General features: G+C 66.3%; 21 protein-coding genes and 1 tRNA gene. 4 read left to right on the forward strand and 18 right to left on the reverse strand.

What is annotated here, in order from left to right; translation table 11 throughout:
* Nucleotides 1–76 precede the first annotated feature (76 nt).
* The 14 genes from gspG to nifH form a co-directional block, all read right to left on the reverse strand.
* Nucleotides 77–505 (reverse strand): type II secretion system major pseudopilin GspG, encoded by a 429-nt coding sequence (gspG, locus tag ACE3RX_RS21910; protein ID WP_374487096.1) that lies wholly within the window; start codon nt 503–505, stop codon nt 77–79.
* Nucleotides 506–515: 10 nt separating this feature from the next.
* Entirely contained in the window at nt 516–1,721 is a 1,206-nt protein-coding gene (gspF, locus tag ACE3RX_RS21915) for a type II secretion system inner membrane protein GspF (protein WP_374487097.1), read from the reverse strand.
* The gene (gene gspE, locus ACE3RX_RS21920; RefSeq protein WP_374487098.1) at nt 1,718–3,184 is read right to left on the reverse strand and encodes a type II secretion system ATPase GspE; all 1,467 of its coding nucleotides are present in this window, start codon (nt 3,182–3,184) and stop codon (nt 1,718–1,720) included. Before gspE ends, gspF begins: the two co-directional genes overlap by 4 nt.
* A complete protein-coding gene (gene gspD / locus ACE3RX_RS21925; RefSeq protein WP_374487099.1) occupies nt 3,181–5,391 on the reverse strand; it encodes a type II secretion system secretin GspD in 2,211 nt (736 codons plus the stop codon). The genes gspE and gspD overlap by 4 nt, the downstream gene beginning before the upstream one ends.
* A complete protein-coding gene (locus ACE3RX_RS21930; protein ID WP_374487100.1) occupies nt 5,388–6,026 on the reverse strand; it encodes a type II secretion system protein N in 639 nt (212 codons plus the stop codon). Before ACE3RX_RS21930 ends, gspD begins: the two co-directional genes overlap by 4 nt.
* 123 nt (nt 6,027–6,149) lie before the next feature.
* Nucleotides 6,150–6,917, reverse strand: a complete 768-nt coding sequence (locus ACE3RX_RS21935) for a tRNA pseudouridine(65) synthase TruC (protein ID WP_374487101.1) — start codon at nt 6,915–6,917, stop codon at nt 6,150–6,152.
* A 110-nt stretch (nt 6,918–7,027) separates the two neighbouring features.
* Complete coding sequence (locus ACE3RX_RS21940; protein ID WP_374487102.1) at nt 7,028–7,786, reverse strand: 4Fe4S-binding leucine-rich repeat protein; 759 nt, start codon at nt 7,784–7,786, stop codon at nt 7,028–7,030.
* Nucleotides 7,779–8,087 carry a hypothetical protein gene (locus ACE3RX_RS21945; protein WP_374487103.1) on the reverse strand — a complete coding sequence of 103 codons (309 nt, stop codon included), beginning with the start codon at nt 8,085–8,087 and terminating at the stop codon, nt 7,779–7,781. Before ACE3RX_RS21945 ends, ACE3RX_RS21940 begins: the two co-directional genes overlap by 8 nt.
* Nucleotides 8,084–8,803, reverse strand: coding sequence for a dinitrogenase iron-molybdenum cofactor biosynthesis protein (locus tag ACE3RX_RS21950; RefSeq protein ID WP_374487104.1), 720 nt, complete (start codon nt 8,801–8,803; stop codon nt 8,084–8,086). Before ACE3RX_RS21950 ends, ACE3RX_RS21945 begins: the two co-directional genes overlap by 4 nt.
* Nucleotides 8,804–8,841: 38 nt before the next feature.
* The gene (locus ACE3RX_RS21955) at nt 8,842–9,033 is read right to left on the reverse strand and encodes a 4Fe-4S dicluster domain-containing protein (protein ID WP_305847111.1); all 192 of its coding nucleotides are present in this window, start codon (nt 9,031–9,033) and stop codon (nt 8,842–8,844) included.
* 46 nt (nt 9,034–9,079) lie between these two features.
* A complete protein-coding gene (gene nifT / locus ACE3RX_RS21960) occupies nt 9,080–9,307 on the reverse strand; it encodes a putative nitrogen fixation protein NifT (RefSeq protein WP_079432930.1) in 228 nt (75 codons plus the stop codon).
* Between the two features lie 66 nt (nt 9,308–9,373).
* Nucleotides 9,374–10,942, reverse strand: a complete 1,569-nt coding sequence (nifK, locus tag ACE3RX_RS21965; protein WP_374487105.1) for a nitrogenase molybdenum-iron protein subunit beta — start codon at nt 10,940–10,942, stop codon at nt 9,374–9,376.
* Between the two features lie 142 nt (nt 10,943–11,084).
* The gene (gene nifD, locus ACE3RX_RS21970) at nt 11,085–12,557 is read right to left on the reverse strand and encodes a nitrogenase molybdenum-iron protein alpha chain (RefSeq protein ID WP_374487106.1); all 1,473 of its coding nucleotides are present in this window, start codon (nt 12,555–12,557) and stop codon (nt 11,085–11,087) included.
* Nucleotides 12,558–12,663: 106 nt separating this feature from the next.
* Nucleotides 12,664–13,542, reverse strand: a complete 879-nt coding sequence (gene nifH / locus ACE3RX_RS21975; protein WP_374487107.1) for a nitrogenase iron protein — start codon at nt 13,540–13,542, stop codon at nt 12,664–12,666.
* A gap of 191 nt (nt 13,543–13,733) precedes the next feature.
* On the opposite strand from nifH, the gene ACE3RX_RS21980 reads away from it, so the two are divergent.
* The 4 genes from ACE3RX_RS21980 to ACE3RX_RS21995 all read left to right on the forward strand — a co-directional run bounded on the left by ACE3RX_RS21980 (nt 13,734) and on the right by ACE3RX_RS21995 (nt 18,592).
* Nucleotides 13,734–14,606, forward strand: a complete 873-nt coding sequence (locus ACE3RX_RS21980) for an NAD(+)--dinitrogen-reductase ADP-D-ribosyltransferase (protein ID WP_374487108.1) — start codon at nt 13,734–13,736, stop codon at nt 14,604–14,606.
* A 235-nt stretch (nt 14,607–14,841) separates the two neighbouring features.
* Complete coding sequence (locus tag ACE3RX_RS21985) at nt 14,842–15,468, forward strand: nitrogen fixation protein NifQ (protein ID WP_374487109.1); 627 nt, start codon at nt 14,842–14,844, stop codon at nt 15,466–15,468.
* A 111-nt stretch (nt 15,469–15,579) separates the two neighbouring features.
* Nucleotides 15,580–16,440, forward strand: a complete 861-nt coding sequence (locus ACE3RX_RS21990; RefSeq protein ID WP_374487110.1) for an SIR2 family protein — start codon at nt 15,580–15,582, stop codon at nt 16,438–16,440.
* A gap of 70 nt (nt 16,441–16,510) precedes the next feature.
* Nucleotides 16,511–18,592 carry a hypothetical protein gene (locus ACE3RX_RS21995; RefSeq protein WP_374487111.1) on the forward strand — a complete coding sequence of 694 codons (2,082 nt, stop codon included), beginning with the start codon at nt 16,511–16,513 and terminating at the stop codon, nt 18,590–18,592.
* A 129-nt stretch (nt 18,593–18,721) separates the two neighbouring features.
* On the opposite strand, the gene ACE3RX_RS22000 is transcribed toward ACE3RX_RS21995, so the two are convergent.
* The 4 genes from ACE3RX_RS22000 to minD all read right to left on the reverse strand — a co-directional run.
* Nucleotides 18,722–19,135, reverse strand: a complete 414-nt coding sequence (locus ACE3RX_RS22000; protein ID WP_374487112.1) for a DUF1178 family protein — start codon at nt 19,133–19,135, stop codon at nt 18,722–18,724.
* Between the two features lie 28 nt (nt 19,136–19,163).
* Nucleotides 19,164–19,248, reverse strand: a tRNA-Leu gene (locus ACE3RX_RS22005).
* An 8-nt stretch (nt 19,249–19,256) separates the two neighbouring features.
* Entirely contained in the window at nt 19,257–19,517 is a 261-nt protein-coding gene (minE, locus tag ACE3RX_RS22010; protein ID WP_374487113.1) for a cell division topological specificity factor MinE, read from the reverse strand.
* Between the two features lies 1 nt (nt 19,518).
* A partial coding sequence (gene minD, locus ACE3RX_RS22015) for a septum site-determining protein MinD (protein WP_374487114.1) occupies nt 19,519–20,212 on the reverse strand: 694 nt, incomplete at its 5' end.

Raw genomic sequence — 20,212 nt, forward strand, 5'->3', positions numbered from 1 at the left:
CCCCCCCCCCCCCCCCCCCCCCCCCCCCCCCCCCCCCCCCCCCCCCGGGGGGGGGCCAGGGGGGCGGAAGCTGTCGTCACAGATTCCAGGAGCCGATGTCCGCGTCGAAGCCCTCGCCGCCGGAGACGCCGTCGGCACCGAAGCTCATCACGTCCACTTCACCCTTCAGGCCGGGGATCACGTACTGGTAAGGCTTGCCCCACGGGTCCATCGGCAGCTTGTCGAGATAGGCCTTCCAGTTGTCCGGCACCGGCGCTGCGCTCGGCTTGGCGACGAGGGCCTGCAGGCCTTGCTCGGCGCTGGGATAGCGACGGTTGTCGAGCTTGTAGAGCTTGAGGGCCTGCATGATCGCCGAGATGTCCTGCTTGGCGGCGACCACGCGGGCTTCGTCGGGGCGGCTCATGACCTTCGGCACCACCAGCGCGGCGAGCACGCCGAGGATGACGATGACGACCATCACTTCGATGAGGGTGAAGCCGCGGCTGCGGCGGAGGCGATTGAGCATCGGTACGTCCTTATTTCATCAGGGTGTTGATTTCGATGATCGGCTGCATCACCGCCATCACGATGAGCAGCACGAAGCCGCCCATCATCAGCAGCAGGATCGGTTCGAGCAGGGCGGTGAGCGTGGCGGTGCGGTTCTCGAGTTCGGCTTGTTGCAGGCGGGCGGCGCGGTCGAGGAGCTCGTCGATGCGGCCGGTGGCTTCGCCATTGGCCAGCATGTGGATCAAAAGCGGCGGGAACTGCCGGCTGGCGCCCAGCGCGCGGGACAAGGGCTGGCCCTCGCGGACGCGCTCGGCGGCGACGCCCACCGCGTCGGCCAGCGGCAGGCGGCTGATCACCTGGCGGCCGGCGTCCAGCGCGGCGAGCAGCGGCACGCCGCTGCCGGCGAGGATGGACAGGGTGCTGGCGAAGCGGGTCGCATCCAGCGTGCGCAAGTGCCGGCCGAGCACGGGCAGGCGCAGCAGCCAGGCGTCCCAGCGGCGCTTGACGGTGGTGTCGCGCAGGGCGCCGCGGCCGGCGAGGATGGCACCGATGATGGCCAGGACCATCAGCCAGCCCCATTCGCGCAGCAGGGCGCTGACGACGATCAGGCTGCGGGTGAGCAGCGGCAGCGCCTGCTTACTTTGCTGGAAGACGGACACCACCTGGGGGACCACATAGGTCATCAGGCCGATGATGACCATCAGCGCCACGCTGGCGACGATGGCCGGGTAGAGCAGGGCCTGCAGGGTCTTGGTGCGCAGTGCGTTGCTGCGGTCCAGGTAGTCGGCAAGTTCGGTCATCACCTTGGCCAGTTCGCCGGATTTCTCGCCGGCCGCTACCGAGGCGCGGTAGAGCGTCGAGAAAGCCTGCGGAAAGCGGTCCAGCGCGGCGCGCAGGCTGTAGCCGGCGAGGATCTCGGATCGCACGCCGGCCAGCAGCTGGCGCGTGGTCTCGGTTTCGGCCTGCTCGATGAGGGCCGCCAGCGCTTGTTCGACGGTCAGGCCGGAGGCCAGCAGCGTGGCCCACTGGCGGGTCAGCAGGGTGAGGTCGGCGTCCTTCAGCTTGCGTCGGGCGACCTTGGCGCCGCCGCTCCCCTGGGCCACCGAGGCGACTTCCAGCGGAAACAGGCCGCGCTCGCGCAGCAGGCCGCGGGCGGCCTTGCCGGTGTCGGCTTCGAGGACGCCGGCGGATTCCTTGCCGGCGGCGTCGAGGGCGCGGTAGCGGAATGCGGTCATTCGCGGGTCACGCGGAGCAGTTCTTCGGCCGAGGTCTGGCCGTCGGCGAGCAGGCGCAGGCCGTCGTCGCGCAGGCTGCGGGTGCCGTGGGCGAGGGCGTGGGCACGCAGCGCGGCCTCGTCGGCGCCGGTGTGGATGAGGCGCTGGAATGCGTCGTCGACGACGATCAATTCGTAGATGCCGCTACGGCCGGAGTAGCCGGTGCGCGAGCATTCCGTGCAGCCGGGGGCGTGCCACAACTGGGCTGGCGCATGGGCGCCGAGCAGATCGCGGTCGGCTGCAGCGGTCGGTGCCGGTGTGCGGCAGGCCGGGCACAGCTTGCGAACCAGGCGCTGGGCCAGTACGCCGCGCAGCGTGGACGCCAGCAGGAAGGGTTCGACGCCCATGTCCACCAGGCGTGTGACCGCCGAGGCGGCGTCGTTGGTGTGCAGGGTCGCGAGCACCAGGTGGCCGGTGAGGCTGGCCTGCACGGCGATCTGGGCCGTCTCCAGGTCGCGGATCTCGCCGATCATGATCACGTCCGGGTCCTGGCGGAGGATTGCCCGCAGGGCCCGCGCGAAGCTGAGGTCGATGCGGCTGTTGACCTGGATCTGGCCGACGCCGGGCAGGTCGTATTCGACCGGATCCTCGACGGTGACGATGTTGAGGCTGTGGGCGTCCATGCTCTGCAGCGCCGCGTACAGCGTAGTGCTTTTGCCGGAGCCGGTGGGGCCGGTGACGAGCAGGATGCCGTGGGGTTCGGCGAGCAGCTTGGCGAAGGGGGCGACGGTATCGGCGGCCATGCCGAGGCTGTCGAGGCTGCGCTGGCCGTTGCCCTTGTCGAGCAGGCGCAGCACGATGCGTTCGCCGTGGGTGGTCGGCAGCGTGGATACCCGCACGTCCACCTGGCGGCCGGCCAGGCGCAGCGCGATGCGGCCGTCCTGGGGCAGGCGCTTCTCGGCGATGTCGAGGCTGGCCATGATCTTGATCCGCGAGGCCATCGCGGCGTGCAGCGCGCGGTGGGGCTGGGCCACGTCCACCAGCACGCCGTCGCGGCGGAAGCGCACCACCGAGTGGCGCTCGTAGGGTTCGATGTGGATGTCGCTGGCGGCCTGGCGCACGGCCTGCGTCAGCAGGGCATTGATCATGCGGATGATCGGCGCGTCGTCCTGGGTTTCCAGCAGGTCTTCGACGGCCGGCAGCTCGGTCATCAGCTGGGTCAGGTCCACTTCCTGGCCGACATCGGCGACCACCTCGGCGGCGTTGCCGTCGGCGCCGGAATAGGCCTCGGCGAGGCGGGCCTCGAAGCCGGCGCGGGGCAGGGTCTCGATGCGCAGCGGTACGCCGAGGCTGCGACGCACCTCGGTGAGGGCGGCCAGGTCGGCGCCTTCGCGCAGGATCAGGTCGGCGTGCTCGCCACTATGGGCAGCGACGAGGATGCCGTGGGCCTTGGCGAAGGCATAGGGCAGCGACGGGGCGCTCATGGGTTCGCAGGCGTGGTCTGGACCGGTGCGGTGGCGGCGGCCGGTTCGGGGATGCGGTAGAAGGGCACGGTCGGTGCCGGGCTGCCCGGCGGCGGCAGCTCGGGGGCGCTCGGCTCGTTGCGCATCAGCGCTTCGGTACGGTCGATGGCGCGCTGCTGGCCGATGACGTAGTTGTAGCGGTCTGACGACAGGTTCTGGATGCTGGCCGCATCGCGCAGGATCACCGGGCGCAGGAAGACGATCAGGTTGGTCTTGCCGCGGCTGCGGGTGTTGTAGCGGAACAGGCCGCCCACGTAAGGCAGGTCGCCGAGCACAGGCACCTTCTCGACGCCGCCGTTGTAGGTGTCTTCCACCAGGCCGCCGAGGGCGATCACAGCGCCGTCGTCCACCAGCACGGTGGATTCGATGGAGCGCTTGGTGGTGGACGGGCCATTGGTGGCGGTGGCAGTGGTGTCGATGATCGCCGAGGCTTCCTGGTAGATCTGCAGGCGCACGGTGCCGCCTTCGGAGATCTGCGGCTTGACCTTCAGCGTGAGGCCGACGTCCTTGCGCTCGACGGTGGTGAACGGGTTGGTGGTGGTGCCGCCGGTGGTGGCGTAGGAGCCGGTGACGAAGGGGACATTACGGCCGACGACAATCTTGGCTTCCTCGTTGTCGAGGGTCACCAGGTTGGGCGTGGACAGGATGTTGGCCTTGGTGTCGGACTCCAGGAAGCGTGCCAGCATGTTGAGGTTGGCGATCTCCTTGCCGCCGACGGTGACCGTGCCGCCGCCGAGGACCAGGTTGAGGCCGTTGCCTGGCAGCGTGGTGGACGAGCTGGAGGCTAGCCCGGCGGCAAGGTTGAGGATGTTGTTGCCGCTGGAGCTGAAGCTGGTGCCGCCATACACGCTGGTGGAGCCGATCTTGCCGGCCTGCCACTGGATGCCGATCTCGGCGGCTTTCTCGGTGCTGACCTCGGTGATCAGCGCTTCTACGTAAACCTGGGCGCGGCGCTTGTCGAGCTGGTCGACGACCTTGCGGATGTTGTTGTAGATGGCGTCCGGCGCGGTGATGATCAGCGAGTTGGTCATCGGGTCGGCCTGGATGAAGCCGTTACCGGTGCCGCTGTTGTTCGTGCTGCTGTTGCTGAAGGACGGCGTCGTGCCCATCGTGCTGGTGCTCGAGCCGGTCGTGGTGGCGCTGCCGGTCGTGCCGGTGGTGTTCGCGGTCGGGGCGAAGCTGCTGCTCTGGCTGCTGGTGCCCGTTCCTGTGGTGGAGCCGGCTTCGCCGGACACCACCGCGCGCAGGGTTTGGGCGACCTTCACGGCCTCGGCGTTCCGCAGGTAAACCACGTGGATGTTGCCGGCGGCGCCAGGCTGATCCAGGTTGGCCACCAGCTGGCGCACGGCGTTGATCTTGGACGGGTTGTCGGAGCGGATCAGCAGGCTGTTGGTGCGCGGGTCGCCGATCACCGTGACGCGCTGGCTGGCGTCGCCGCCGGTGCCCGGCGCGGTGGCCGCAATGCCGCTGGCACCGTCGTTGAGCAGGCGGGTGACGGTCTGCGCCAGGTCGAGGGCCGAGGCGTGCTTGAGCGGCATCACGCGCATGTCGCCCTGGGGCACGTCGATGGATTCGATGATCTGGGCGATGCGGCCAATGTTCTCGGCGTAGTCGGTGACTACCAGCGAATTGTTGCCGGGATAGGCGGTGACGGTGTTGTTCGGTGATACCAGCGGACGGATCACCGGCACCAGCTGGGAGGCTGATTCGTTCTTCAGGTTGAAGACCTGGGTGGTCAGGCGGTCGCCGCCGCCGGCCCCGTTCCCCTTGCCGACCGGCACCGCGTGCAGCTTGGCATCGGCCTCCGGCACGATCTTGGTGACACCCTGGCCTTCGACCGCCGCATAGCCCTGCAGGCGCAGCGCGGACAGCAGGATCGAGTAGGTCAGGTTGCGGGCCACCGGTCGTGCGGTGACGATGTTGAGGGTGCCCTTGACCCGCGGGTCGACGATGAAATTGCGCCCCGAGATTTTCGAGATGGCCTGGATCACCGCGCCGATGTCGGCATTCACGAAGTTGAGGGACACCGGTTCGCCGCTGGCGGCAGTGCCGTTGTCGGCCGCGAAGGCCAGCGGTGCCGGCAGGGCAAGGGTCGTGGCGACGGTGGAGGCGAGGCAGGCGGCGAGAACGCGCCGGGTGATCCCGGGGCGACGGCGGGCTGATTTCATTGGTTGCTGACAGGTTGCGCCGGGAAGCCGGCGGGGAATGGGGTTTGCGTGGGGGCTGCGGAGCCCTGCGCGTCGGTACCGTTGGCCGGTGTCGGGATCTGGAAGACAGCCGGCGGTGGCACGACGGTTCCTGGCGGTGTGGCCTGGGCGTCGTTACCCGTGGGCGCGCCGCCGCGTTCGATGAGCTTGATGGTCTGGCGGGCGCCGCCGGTGGATAGCTCGATGCTGTCGCGGCCGACGCTGGCCAGCGTGACCCCGGGCTGGATCTCCTGGCCTTCGACGAAGCCCTGCTGGGCGCCGCCGTCGATGGCGATCACCGCCCAGCCGGGACGGCCGTTGCTGCCGGTGACCACCGCTTGCAAGGTGTAGCGGCCGACCGGAGCAGCGATGGCCACGGGGCCGCCGGTGGACTGACCCATCAGGTGCCGGCTGGCGATGGCCTGGGCGGCGGCCTGTGGGTCGGCCACGGTGGCGACGGGCAGGGCCGGGGCGCGCGGTGCGCTGAAACGCCAGAACAGGTCGGCCGCCACCCAGGCGGACAGGGCCAGCGCGACACCCCATGCGAGCGGGGTGACGAAACGCGCGGCGCGCGGCCAGGACAGGCGGGACAGGTCGAAGCGTTCGGACAGGTTCATCGGGTGCGTCGCACAAAAGACCGACAATCTTATCCGGCCTCTGTTACGGGATAAAGCACCGTGATGTCGCGGGGTATTTCCGGGCCCTGCCAATCTTGCCCGCCGTAGCGGGGTACGAACAGCTTAAGGCAGGGGGCTCCCCGAAGGCGCACGGCCGGCCAGCGCTGCAGGCACGGCCTCGGACCAGTGGAGCGCGTCCAGCAGTGCGGCGAATTCGCCGTCGGGGGGCGCGACCAGGTCGAGGGGCAGGCCCGTGTGCGGGTGCGTGAGCTGCAGGCGGGCGCACGCCAGCAGCATGCGGTGGCAGTCGAAGAGTTGCTGGAACAGCCGGTTGTGGCGGCCTTTGCCGAAGGTTGAGTCGCCGATGATGGGGTGGGCGATGTGCTTCAGATGGCGGCGGATCTGGTGGCGGCGGCCGGTGTGGGGCGTGAGCTCCAGCAGCGCGTAGCGGCTGGTCGGGTAGCGGTCCACCTGGTGGGGCAGTTCGCAGACGGCCAGCCGACGGAAGTCGGTGACGGCCGGCTGGGCTTCGTCCGAGCTCTTCTCGCCGACCCATTCCTTGTCGTCGCGGCGGCGTGACAGCGGGTGGTCGATGTGTCCGGCTTCGGGCGGATGGCCGCGCACGACGGCCAGGTAGGTTTTGAGGACCGCCTGGCCTTCGAATTGGGCGCCTAGGGCGCGGGCGGTGTCCCTGTCCAGCGCGAACAGCAGTACGCCGGAGGTGCCGCGGTCGAGGCGGTGGGCAGGATAGACGTGGCGGCCGAGCTGGTCGCGCAGCAACTGCACGGCGAAGCGCGTTTCGTGGCGGTCCAGTTCGCTACGGTGGACCAGCAGCCCGGCGGGCTTGTGGATGGCGACGAGGTGTTCGTCCTGGAAGAGGATGGGCAGCATCGGGCGATGGTAGCCCAGGGAGGCGCCGCGGCGGCGGCGAATAGCGGTGCATCCGCCATTTCCAGTGGGGGCGAATTCATTCGCCCCCACGGATGCTGTTGTCGGGGGCTTCAGCCGACTTGCTGTTCGTCGCGCGCGAGGCGTGCGCGAATGGCCTGCAGGACTTCTTCGTCGGGCTCGGTGTCGAGCAGCGTGACGAGGGCATCGACGGGCGCATGGGCGACGGCGGCAAGGCGTACTGACCAGTCGGGATCGGCCAGCATCTTCGCCGCGTCCGGCGGCAGCATGCGCCCGGCGGCGATGCGGCGGACCTCCGCCTCGCTGTCGTCGGCGTAGCAACTCAGCGCGAAGGGCGGCAGACGGCTGGCGACGGCCTTGCGGACTTCCCTCTCAGGGTCGTGGATCAACGGCCGCAGCAGACCGTGGGAGACCTTGCGGACGGCGAACATGCGCACCAGGTAGTCGATGTCCTTGAGTGCCCATTCGAGCTGTTCGGCGGGCAGGCGCTGCACGGCGATGGCGCGCACGTCCCGGTCCGGATCGTGGATCAGCTCGGGCAGGCGCTCGTCGGGGATGCGGCCGGCGACGACGCGGCGCACGACTTCGTCGGCGTCGTGCATCAGGTGATCGATCGTCTCCAGCGGTGCGTAGCGGGCCGCGATGGCGCGGCGCTCCCAGAAATCGTCGCCCAGGTAGGCCTCCGCTTCGGCCGGGTTGGCGCGGAAGAAGCGGTCGATCTGGCGGCCGCTCATCGCCACCACGCAGCGGTCGCCCGGCGCGCATTGGCCGGCGGCGAGGAGGTCGGCGTGGTGGCAGCCGGCACAGTCGGCCGCCACCACGCGCAGGCCGTGGGCGCCCCTGTCAGTCATCGTCGCCGGACAGCAGGGTGAATACGATGCCGCAGGCGCGATCCTCGTTGGTGGTGAGGGACACGCAGTGCTCGGTGGCATCCAGCAGGTACATGGCGACGCCGTCGTGCTCGAGCCAGGTCGGCATGCGGGCCGGGATGTCGTCCTCGTTGCAGATCAGCAGGCGCAGGCCGGGGTGCTCGACGCGCAGGACGGCGAGCATTTCCGCGGAGCCGTTGTGGGCCTTGATCCGGCTGGCCAGCTCGCGGGCCAGCCCGGGAGTGATCTGCGGGCGCGGGGGCAGGGCGTTGGGAGCGTTCATGATTCGGCCTCCTCCACCTCGGTGTCCTCGGCAAAGCGGGCCAGGGACGCCGGCTCGACACCCATTACGCGGGCCAGCCACGGCGGCGGGGCGAGCATGGCGGTCTGCAGCTTGGCGAGGGCATTGGCCACCGGGCCGCCGGCCGGCCATTTGACCGGATGCACGCCGGCGCGCACGACCTTGGCCGCGGCGGGGCCGCCAATCGACTGGACGTAGACCAGCTGGCAGTCGGAGATCAGCGCGGAACGGGCGACATTCTTGTCTTCCTCCGCGTCGGCTTCGGCGGTGCTGCGGACGGCCACCAGCCGGCTGTCGGTGGTGCTGACCTGATAGATCAGAAAGCGCTGGCAGGAGCCGAAGTGGCCGTCGGTCAGCTCGCCATTGTTGGAGGCCATCGCCACGCGCAGGCTGTTGGGCAGATCGCCGTCGGCGTAGGGTTGCGGCTTGGGCAGGCCGTCATCGACGCCTTCGCCCCACAGGAGGCGTACGGCGCGCTTGATGGCTTCCTTGTCGATGGTGGTCTTGCCGTTTTCGCCGGCCAGCCACAGGTTCAGGTCGGCGACGGTGACGCCGCCGAGCTTGTCGGCGGTGAGGGGTAGGCCGAGCCGTTCGGAGACCACGCCAATGAAGCCGCGCAGGTCGAGTTCGGGGATTTCGCGGACTGCCAGGGCGAGTCGCAGGGCGATCTCGCGGGTGAGGGGGGCGGTTTCACTCATGCTTGCGCTCCTTGGGCTGGAGGTCGTGCCGGTCCTGCTCAGGGCGTGGGCACGATACAGCCGTCAGTCGGACACACCGAGACGCACTGGGGCTCGTCGAAATGGCCCTCGCACTCGGTGCAGCTGTCCTGGTTGATCAGGACCGTGCCGCCCGACGCCTGGATCGAATGGGTCGGGCAGACGGTTTCGCAGTCGGCGCAGAAGACACACAGGGCTTGTCTGATCTCCATGGCCATGGCTGCGTAGTCCGTGCTGGGAGGTTCCGGTCGGGCGAGATCAGTCGTCCTCGCCGCCCATTCGCTTGGCCTTGACCGTGATCGGCAGGCGCGGCTGGGTTTCGAGGGGGTCGAAGTACCAGCGGCTGCCGTCCTTCAGGACGAGCTCGCCGCCCCAGCGCTCGGGGGTGTCGAATTCGAGGGAGACGATGTCGTCTTCCAGGTCTTTCTTGGGCAGGTAGAACGACAACGCACCGTTGTCGCCGCGCCGGATCATGATGTTCGCCATATCGGGTGACTCCTTCTGTTCGTGCCGAAGCCCCCGTCCGGGGACGGGGGCTTGCGGGGCTGCCGATTAACGAACCAGGTCGTGGTTGTAGTCGGTGGTACCCATGCCGCGGGTTTCTTCGTCGAGACGTTCCATCACCGCATTCACCAGGGTGGTGAGCATGTACATGGCACCTTCGTAGCCGAGGGTGGTCATGCGATGCAGGTGGTGACGGTCGAAGATCGGGAAGCCGAGACGGATCACCGGAACTTCGAACTCCTTGCCCTTGTGCAGGGTGTCGCGCTGGATGTACTTGGCGTAGGAGTTGCCGATCAGGAAGTCAGGCTTGTCGGTGAAGACCAGGCTGCGCATGTGCCACAGGTCGCAGCCGGGGTAGGCCTTGCCGTGGATGCCGTACGGCGAGCTGGCGAGCAGCTTGTCGATGGCCTTGGCCCACTTCTTCGAGCCGTTGTTGGACAGGATGTGGGTCGGCTCAGCACCGCATTCCATCAGGAACTTGGTCAGGCCCAGGGTGAAGTCCGGATCGCCATACAGCGCGAACTTCTTGCCGTGCAGCCAGGTGTGGGAGTCGCCCATCATGTCCACCAGGCGGCCGCGCTCCAGCTCGAGGCTGGCGGGGATCGGCTTGCCGGTGACTTCCGAGATCTTCATCAGGAACTCGTCGGTCCAGTCCAGGCCCATCGGGATGTTGAGCTTGGGAACGTCGTGCTTCCAGGTGTTCTCGACGAACTTCTTGGTCTTTTCCAGTTGCATCGGCTGGAGCAGAACCGTGGTGATGGCGTTCGGCGCGGTCTTGACCTCGTCGATGGTCGTGCCGCCTTCATACATGCGGAACTTGCCGTCGGACGGGGTATCGAGCACTTCGGTGGGGTCGGACAGCAGGGTCGCGTCGACACCCATTTCGCCCATCATGCGCTTGATGACGCGATAGTTGCCGAGGTAGGTCTCGAAGCCCGGCACGAAGTTCACCTTCTGGCTGGAGCCGACAACCTTGTCGTCCATGGCGTTGAGGGTGAAGTAGCGCGCGATGCCTTCGAACATGTTGTCCCAGCCGGTGGTGTGGCTGCCGACGAAGGACGGGGTGTGTGCGAAGGGGACCGGGTATTCCTGCTCCAGGTGGCCTTCCTTCTTTGCGTTGTTGATGAACGCGTTGAGGTCGTCACCGATCACCTCGGCCATGCAGGTGGTGGACACGGCGATCATGGTCGGCTTGTAGATCGCCTTGGCGTTGGCGAGACCGTCGAACATGTTCTTCTGGCCACCGAACACGGCTGCATCTTCCGTCATGGAGTCGGACACGCAGGAGACCGGCTCGCGGAAATGACGGTTGAAGTAGGTGCGGAAGTAGGCCACGCAGCCTTGCGAACCATGGACGTAGGGCATCGTCTTCTCGAAGCCCAGCGCGCACAGCACGGCGCCGAGGGGTTGGCAGGCCTTGGCGGGGTTGACCGTCAGGGCTTCGCGCTTGAAGTTGAGTTCCTGGTACTCGGCGGTGGTGGACCACTTGAAGGCTTCGTCAACCTTGGAGGTTTCGTGGCCTTCTTCGTAGTCTTCCTTCTTCCGCTTCAGGACGTCCTTGTACTCGTCGTTGCGGAACAGGGGATAGCACGGCTTGATGTCGTCGACTTCTTGCATTTCTCGTCTCCCAGCCCGGCCGCCAATCTGCGGACCCAGGCAACAGGTCGGAAAGGTGGGTGGCGACAGGGGTCGTCACCCGCATGGGGCTTGCGTCGCCCCGCCGCGAGGGCAGGGCCGATGCAACAGACTCGCTAGGGGATCAGGCGGCGGCAGCCAGCGGGGCTGCGTCGTCGTTCTTCTTCCACGGCGGGGTCTGCGTCTTCCAGCAGGGGTTGTTCAGGGTCATGTCCATGTCACGGGCGAAGATCGCGAAACCGTCGTAACCGTGGTAGGGGCCCGAGTAATCCCAGGAGTGCATCTGACGGAAGGGGATGCCCATCTTCTGGAAGATGAACTTTTCCTTGATGCCGGAGCCGACGAGGTCGGGCTTGACCTTCTTGACGAACTCTTCGAACTCGAAGCCGGTCACGTCGTCGTAGAGCAAGGTCGCGTTGCCCATTTCCTTGACGGTGCGCTCGTAGTCGTCGTTGTGGGCGAATTCGTAGCCGGTGCCGACCACTTCCATGCCCAGGTCTTCGTACGCGCCGATCACGTGACGGGGACGCAGGCCGCCCACGTACAGCATGACCTTCTTGCCTTCGAGGCGCGGACGGTACTTGGCGATGACGGCGTCCATCATGGCCTTGTACTTGGCGATCACGCGCTCGGCGCCTTCTTTGATGGTGTCATCGAAGTAGGTGGCGATCTTGCGCAGGGATTCCTCGACCTTGGTCGGGCCGAAGAAGTTGTACTCGACCCAGGGAATCCCGTACTTCTCTTCCATGTGACGGCTGATGTAGTTCATCGAGCGGTAGCAGTGGAGGAGGTTCAGCTTGACCTTCGGAGTGTTCTCCATTTCGGCCAGGGTGCCGTCGCCGGACCACTGGGCGACCACGCGCAGGCCCATTTCCTCGAGGAGGATACGGGACGACCAGGCGTCACCACCGATGTTGTAGTCGCCAATGATGGCCACGTCGTACGGGGTGGAGGCGAATTCCTTGGCGTCACGGTTGCCGATCACCCAGTCACGGATCGCGTCGTTGGCGATGTGGTGGCCGAGGGACTGGGAAACACCGCGGAAGCCTTCGCAGCGCACCGGCACGACGGTCTTGCCGAACTTGGCGGTCGCTTTCTTGGAGACGGCTTCGATGTCGTCGCCGATCAGGCCGATCGGGCACTCGGACTGCACCGAGATGCCTTTGTTCAGCGGGAACAGCTCTTCGATTTCGTCGATCAGCTTGGCCAGCTTCTTGTCGCCACCGAAGACGATGTCGCGTTCCTGGAAGTCGGAGGTGAAGTTCATTTCGCCGAAGGCATTCACCCCGGTCACGCCGACGTAGTAGTTACGACGACCGGCACGGGAGTACTGACCGCAGCCGACGGGGCCGTGGGAGATGTGGATCATGTCCTTGATCGGGCCCCACACCACGCCCTTGGAACCGGCGTAGGCACAGCCGCGGATGGTCATCACGCCGGGCAGGGACTTGCGGTTGGAAGTGATGCACTTCTTGGCATTGGCTTCGTGATCGTTCACCGCGAGGTGCTTTGCACGATCCTTCTTAGCCTTTTCGGGGTAAACCTCCAGCACCTCCTGGATGAGGGCTTCGGTCTCTTCACGCGTAAGCGCAGCCATGGTGTTGCTCCTTTTGCGTCCCGCTAATCTGCGGCGACGAAATCAGGTTGGCGAAGAAGGTGCCGGCCGGGCGCTGCCGGCACCGAGGTACGGCGTAGCGCGCTGATCAGGCGGCCAGTTCGGAGGCAGTCTTGCCGACGATGGACTCGTCTTCCTGCTCCATGATCCCGAATTCCATCAGCAGGGATTCGAGCTCTTCCATTTCGATCGGGGTCGGGATAACCAGCTTCTTGTTCTCGACGACCTTCTTGGCCAGCGCGCGGTACTCGTTGGCTTGCTTGGCGTTCGGGTCGTATTCGATGACGGTCATACGGCGGATTTCGGCGTGCTGCACAGCGTTGTCACGCGGCACGAAGTGGATCATCTGGGTGCCCAGGCGCTCGGCCAGGGCGATGATCAGTTCGTCTTCGCGGTCGGTGTTGCGGCTGTTGCAGATCAGGCCGGCCAGACGCACGCCACCGGAGTTGGCGTACTTCACGATGCCCTTGGCGATGTTGTTGGCGGCGTACATGGCCATCATTTCGCCGGAGCAGACGATGTAGATTTCCTGGGCCTTGTTCTCGCGGATGGGCATGGCGAAGCCGCCACACACCACGTCGCCGAGCACGTCGTAGAAAACGAAGTCCAGGTCTTCGTCGTAAGCGCCTTCTTCTTCAAGGAAGTTGATGGCGGTGATAACACCACGGCCAGCGCAGCCGACGCCGGGTTCCGGGCCACCGGATTCGACGCACTTGACGCCGCCGTAACCAACGGACAGGACGTCTTCGAGTTCGAGGTCTTCGACGGAGCCGGCTTCAGCAGCCAGGGCCATGACGGAGGTCTGGGCCTTGGAGTGCAGGATCAGGCGGGTGGAGTCAGCCTTCGGGTCGCAGCCGACGATCATGACCTTCTTGCCCATTTCGGCCAGAGCCGCTACCAGGTTCTGGGTGGTAGTAGACTTACCGATACCGCCCTTGCCGTAGATGGCGCATTGACGCAGTGCCATTTCGATTCTCCTTGGGTTTATCAATCCGACGAGACCCTATGCCTCGTGTGATTACCTAATCGCAAGCGTTGTGCCATGTCCGGATTTTTTGTTTAAGCTGTTGAATTTATTTGTTTAAATTGTTTTTGTAGGGCGGCTTTGTCGCGTGTGGGATGCGACAAGACCCTACGCTTTGTAGGGAGTTTCACAGCTTGGGTGATGTCGTCGGAGTGAAAGGGGCGGAGGAGGTACCGGCCCTGCCGCGGGGGGCGCGCCTGCCGATCAATCGCTGCAACCTGCCGGCGGCGATCATTGGTGGCCTGACCTATCAGCAGAACCCTGCGCCGTTGGTCATAGACGGCGTTTGGGAACTGCACCGCGCGCTGTTCGAGATGCTCGATGCGCTGCCTGATGCGGCGCGACGGGCCGAGCGTTTTGTCGACTACATGGTGGTGAGCTTTCGCCTAGAGGCACTGGAGGACGTCGGTTTCAATCCGGACTTCGGGCGTCTGGCGCCATGTCGCAACCGGGCTGTGCGCACCAACAGCAACTACCAGCGCGTGGTGCGCGGCTGGGCCTTCGATGCGGATGGCCGGGAGGCTGCCGTGCTGAAAGGCTGGGTGGAGTCGCGCTTCGGCCTGACGCCGCGCTATCACCGGGGTTCGCTGGCCGACTCCGGTAGCGATGCCTACTGGCGTTACCTGGAGGCACGATCGGCTGGGCTGTATGGCACCAACGCCCTCGAGGCGCAGCTCGACCTTCTATATACCTATACGCAGTATGAGCTGCACCGGCCGGACCCGGACCGCACGCACCTGACGCTGTACCGTGGCGTGAACAAGCTCGACGCCCACGAGCGGATCGCCGGGCAGGGGCGCGCCGACAGCATCTACCTGCTCAACAATCTCAATTCCTTCTCCACGTCCCGCGAGCGGGCCAGCGAGTTCGGCGACTACATCCTGCAGGCCGAAGTCCCGCTGACCAAAATCTTCTTCTACAACCACCTGTTGCCCGGCATGTTGAAGGGCGAGGACGAGTTCGCGGTGATCGGCGGCCTTTACGCGGTGCAGGTCACCACCTTCTAGTCTTCTCCTGTGTTGCGCCCCCACGGGGCAATCCCCACACGGGTCGCCCTTTACGGCTTGTCGTGAATGCGACAACTGGCGGGAAGCCTGCGTGAAGGCGCCTTGTCCTGCTGCTGACAAACGGTCTGCAGGCCGCGCGGGGCGCGGCATTGGCGGGGCTGGAGGAACTGTCCGGGGTGTGGCACGGGCTTTGCGTAAAGACTGGCATTCAAGGTCAATCTTTTCGGAGGCCATCATGGCGAGCCCTGCCAACCTGAACCTGCAACTCCTCGCAGCAGCCGGTGATCCGTCCGACGTGACCACCATCGCGCTGGCTGGTGTGATTGCCGGCGCTGCGCTGCGTCCGGCCGAGTATTCGGCGCCAATCGCCGGCCTGGGCGTGGAGGAATTCGCCTGGCTGCTGGAGAGCGAATTCCCCTACCTGGAGTGGGATGCTCATTTGGCCCTGCGCGCGCAGCAGAAGTCGGCGCCGCGCCCGTCCAACTCCCTCGACGAGTTCTCCGACCTGCTGGCCCTGCTGTGGGACCATCGTGCCGAGGACGATACCCGCAGCCTGTGGCTGGCCTGTGCGGTGTCCACCGCCTGCATGTCCGCCAACCACCTGTGGCAGGACATGGGCCTGCCGTCCCGCCACATGCTCGGCGAGGTGCTGCAGAGCCACTTCCCGGTCCTCCACGGCCTCAACAGCGGCGACATGAAGTGGAAGAAATTCTTCTACAAGCAGTTGTGCGACCGGGCCGAGGTGCATGCCTGTCGGGCGCCGAGCTGCACGGTGTGCAATGACCGCCCGACCTGCTTCGGCCCCGAGGACGGGCTGCCGCTGGCGGCCTTTGCGCCTGCAGCGATGGCGATGCATGCCTGATTTCCGTCTGCACCGGTTTTTCCGCCCGCCGGCTGCCGAATGCAGCTGGCGCGGCGGCAGTTGCAATTCCAGCGTTTGCCCTCCTTCTTCTCCATCCCCACGGAGTCATCCATGAGTCAGATCATTCCCGCCGATCTCCTGGCCAGCCTGCATGCGGGCCTCGCTTCCGGCGACATCGTTCCCTACCTGGGCGCCGGCGCGCTCTCGCACGTCACCCACAAGGTTTCCGGCAAGCCGATCCCGGCCGACAGCAACAGCCTCATCCTGGCCATGAACAACGGCCAGCCGATGGCGCCGCGGCTGATGTACGAATTCCCGCGGGCGGCGATGAACGTCGAGCTCAAGCGGGGCCGCGCGGCGGTGAACAAGTTCCTGATCGCCACCTACGGCTCGGACGAATGGACCGATTCGGCCTTCCACGGCTGGCTGACCGGCTTCAATCCCGACTACGTGATCGACATCAACCGGGATACCCAGCTGCAGCGCCTGTGGTCGAAGACGCCGCACATCCTGGTGGTGGGCATCGCCCGCATGGCCGGCACGGCCTTCCGCTACCGGCTGTACCAGCATGACGGCGAGAAGTACGCCGAGGTCAGCAACGAAGGCGTGGACAGCTCGCTGCCGGTGCTCTTCAAGCCGATGGGTACGCCGTGGCCGCAGCCGGACTTCATCGCCTCCGATGCCGATTACGTGGATTACATCACCGAGCTGATGGGAGGCTTCTCCATTCCGCCCTTCCTGAAGGCCCGCCGGGTGGGCAAGCGTTACCTGTTCCTCGGTCTGCGTCTCAATCGCGACACCGAGCGGATGGTGATGAGCGACATCATCTACGACTGTGCGACCGGTCCGGCCGCCTGGGCGATGATCGAGGAGCCTACCGCCAAGGAGCGCCGCTTCTGCGCGCGCCTCGGCATCGAGATCATCGAGGCGCCGATCTCGGCCCTCTACGGCGAGGCCTTGGCCGCCGCCTGATCCCGCCAGGCAGGGCGGCTTGAGGGCCGTCCTGCCGAACCAATGATCGTGGGCCGGGTCTGTCCACGATATGCAAAATACCCAGACCCACTCCATCGACGCGCTGCTGGCCTATGTTCTGGCGGTGCTCCCGGATCACCGCCAGAACCAGCGCGACCTGCGCAAACTGGCCATTCACCTGCGGGCATTGCTGATCGCCGAGGACCTGCCCGACCGCATGGATGCCTGGCGGGCGCTCAACGCCTGGCTGGCCGGCGGCTCCTTGTGGAACGACGTCTATATCGATTCCGCCGATGTCCACGGTTCCGCGACCCAGCGTTTCGCGGTGCTGATGGATGTGCTGGCAGCCCATCCCGAGCTTGCTGCAGGGCTTCGTCGCGCCATTCGCCAGATCCTTGACGAGACAGACGGGGCCAACCTGTTCGGCGAAGTGGGCATCCCCAGTGACCGGGGTTTCCTGTCCGAATTCGGTGATCGGCTGACCACGCGGCTGATTCCGTCGCCGCGGGACGACCACGACCTGGGCCACCTGATGAGCCGCAGCTACACGCGGACGCGGGATCTGACGCTGGTCCGCGGGCTGCAGCCATCGTCCTTCCAGCGCCTGGTGGAGCTCCTGTTTCCAGCCGGGGAGCCGGCGATGACGGCGGCGCTGGAGCGGGCCATGGCTGACGGCTTCCGCTTGCTGCTGGCGCGGGTCCAGGGGCAGGGCCTGTCCCAGAAGCTACGCACCCGCAGCCAGCCGGGGCCGGTGGCCCATTCGCCGTTCCGGCGCTTGGGTGACTGTGGCGAGAACCTGCTGTGCGCATGGGAGCAGGGGCGCCTGTCCTCGCCGCTGCTGGAGGCATGGGAGGCCGGCGTGGCAGCCTGCCGGGATGAAATGCACGTGATCTCCAAGCGGCTCGAAGCGGAAGGCATCAGCGTGGACATCGTGTATGGCCTCGATGTGCTCGAGCGCTGCCTGGCGCGCCTGGAAGCCATCGTTGCGGTGATGCAGACCGGGCGCGAAAGCCCGGCGCCGGCGCTGGCCCTGCTGCAGCAACTGGCCTTCGCGGCTCACCAGAGCGCCAGCCTGGGGCACGTGGTGCGCAGTAACCTGCGCCGCCTTCAGCGGCGCATTGTGGACAGGGCCGGCGAGACCGGCGAGCACTACATCGCCGAGACGCCAAAGGACTACCGCCACATCTGGGTGGCCGCGGCAGGGGGCGGCTTGCTCACCGTGGGGACTGCGGCGATGAAGATGGCGATTGCCGGTGCCGGCCTCGCCTTGTTCCTGGAGGGGCTGGGATCCGGCCTCAACTATGCGCTCAGTTTCCTGCTGCTGCAGGCGCTCGGCCTGATGCTGGCGACCAAGCAGCCGGCCATGACGGCGGCGACCTTCGCGGCGATCATCCGTGACAGCAAGGGTGAGGCACGTCTTGAGCGCATCGTCGATTACGCGGCCTGCATCTGCCGATCGCAACTGGCTGCGACCATCGCCAACGTGGTCGTGGTGGCCTGCGGTGCCTACGCTTTCGACGCGGCCTGGCAGTGGGCTACCGGCCATTCCTACCTGAACCGGGCTGAAGCCAGCTACGTGTTCCACGCGCTGAGCCCGGTGGACAGCGGCACGGTGTTCTACGCGGCGCTGACCGGCTGCATCCTTTACCTGGCGGCGCTGGCCGGCGGCTGGGTGGATAACTGGGCGGTCTATCACCGCCTGCCGCAGGCGATCGCCGAGCACCGCCTCGGCCACCGTTTCGGCCGCCTGCGCATGATCCGCCTGGCCGGCATTGTGTCGCGCAACATGTCCGGCTGGGCTACCAACATCGCGCTGGGCCTGATGCTCGGGATGACCCCGGTACTGGGGCGCTTCTTCGGCCTGCCGCTGGATGTACGCCATGTGACGCTGAACTCCGGCATCCTCAGCCTCGCCACCTCGGCGCTGGATGTGGAGCTGAGCACCGGCCTGCTGTCCCTGGCGATCGCCGGGGTGGCGGTGATGTTCGTACTGAACCTGGGGGTGAGTTTCGCCCTGTCGCTGCTGACGGCTGTGCGCGCCTACAACCTGCCGAAAGCCGATCTGAAGGAGCTGAGACGGCGCCTGTGGCAGCGCCTGCGCCGCCAGCCGCGGGACTTTCTGATGCCGCCGCGGGTGCCGCAGCCGGCGTAGATCGGCGCTGGGGGGCAGAGCACCTCCTGTGGGGGCGAATTCATTCGCCCGCGGACCCCATTAAACCAATGAAGGGCGAATGAATTCGCCCCCACAGAAGCCACTACTCCGGGAGGGGCGAGCCAACGGCTAGTGCAGATCGTCCTTGTCCGGCGGGACGGGCAGGATGGGGATGCCTTCCTCGAGCAGCTCGATCATGTCGCTGGGCTTGGCCTGGCCGCGGATGGCGCGTTCCTCGGCCTCGCCGTAGTGGATCCGGCGGGCTTCCTCGACGAAGCGCTCACCGACGTCCTCGGAGTGTTTGGCTGCGCTCCGCAGGGCTTCGATCAACTTGGACGCGATGGCCTGGGGATCAGGCTCAGCGGGCCGGGTGTGGGACGAGGTCTGGACGTAGGGTGCCGACGGCAGGCGCTTGACCTGGTGGGTGCCGCAGTGGGGGCATGTCACCAGGCCGCTGGCCTGCTGTTGCTCGAAGGCATCGCTGGAGGCGAACCAGGCTTCGAAACGATGACCTTGTTCGCAGCTGAGGTCGAGGACGATCACGGCGCGGACCGGCGAGCGTCGACAAGGTTGGTGCCCGGAACGGGAATCGAACCCGTAGGCCGTGAGGCGGCGGATTTTAAGTCCGCTGTGTTTACCAATTTCACCATCCGGGCAGTTCAGCTTATTTCGGCGGCTGCTCGGGCAGCGTGATGTTAACTTCCAGGATCTCGCAGTTGTCCTGCTTCTCGAGCTGGACCTTGATGTCGTCGAGTCCGACGTTCACGTACTTGGAGATGACTTCGATCAGTTCCTTCTGCAGGGCAGGCAGGAAGTCCGGGGCCCGGTTGGTCGTCCGCTCGTGGGCGATGATCAACGACAGGCGCTCCTTGGCCACCGATGCGGTCTTGGGCTTCGAGCCGAAAAAGTAGGAAAGGAGGGACATCTTACTTGCCTCCGAAGAGTCGCTTCAGGATGCCGGGCTTTTCATAGCTGACGAAGCGCAGCGGGCGGTCTTCATCCAGGAAGCGGGCCACCACGTCCTGGTACGCAGTGGCGACGTCGCTGTCTTTCAGGTGGATCGCCGGCGTACCCTGGTTGGAGGCCTGCAGGACGTCGTCGGACTCGGGGATCACGCCGATCAGCGGCACCCGCAGCAGTTCCTGCACGTCCTTGTACGACAGCATTTCGCCTTCTTCCACGCGCTTGGGCGAGTAGCGGGTGATCAGCAGGTGCTCCTTGACCGGCTCACGGCCTTCGACGGCACGGCGGCTCTTGCTCTGCAGGATGCCGAGGATGCGGTCGGAGTCACGCACCGAGGAGACTTCGGGGTTGGACACCACGATGGCCTCGTCGGCAAAGGTGAGGGCCATCACGGCGCCGCGCTCGATGCCGGCGGGGGAGTCGCACACCACGTATTCGAAGCCCATGTGGAAGAGCTCCTTCAGGACCTTCTCCACGCCTTCCTCACTCAGCGCGTCCTTGTCGCGGGTTTGCGAGGCCGGCAGGATGAACAGGTTATCGCAGTGCTTGTCCTTGATCAGGGCCTGGCTCAGGTTGGCTTCGCCGTTGATGACATTGACCAGGTCGTACACCACGCGGCGTTCGCAGCCCATGATCAGGTCGAGGTTGCGCAGGCCG

The organism is Zoogloea sp. (genome assembly GCF_041914405.1).
In the GTDB taxonomy this organism is placed as follows: Bacteria; Pseudomonadota; Gammaproteobacteria; order Burkholderiales; family Rhodocyclaceae; genus Zoogloea.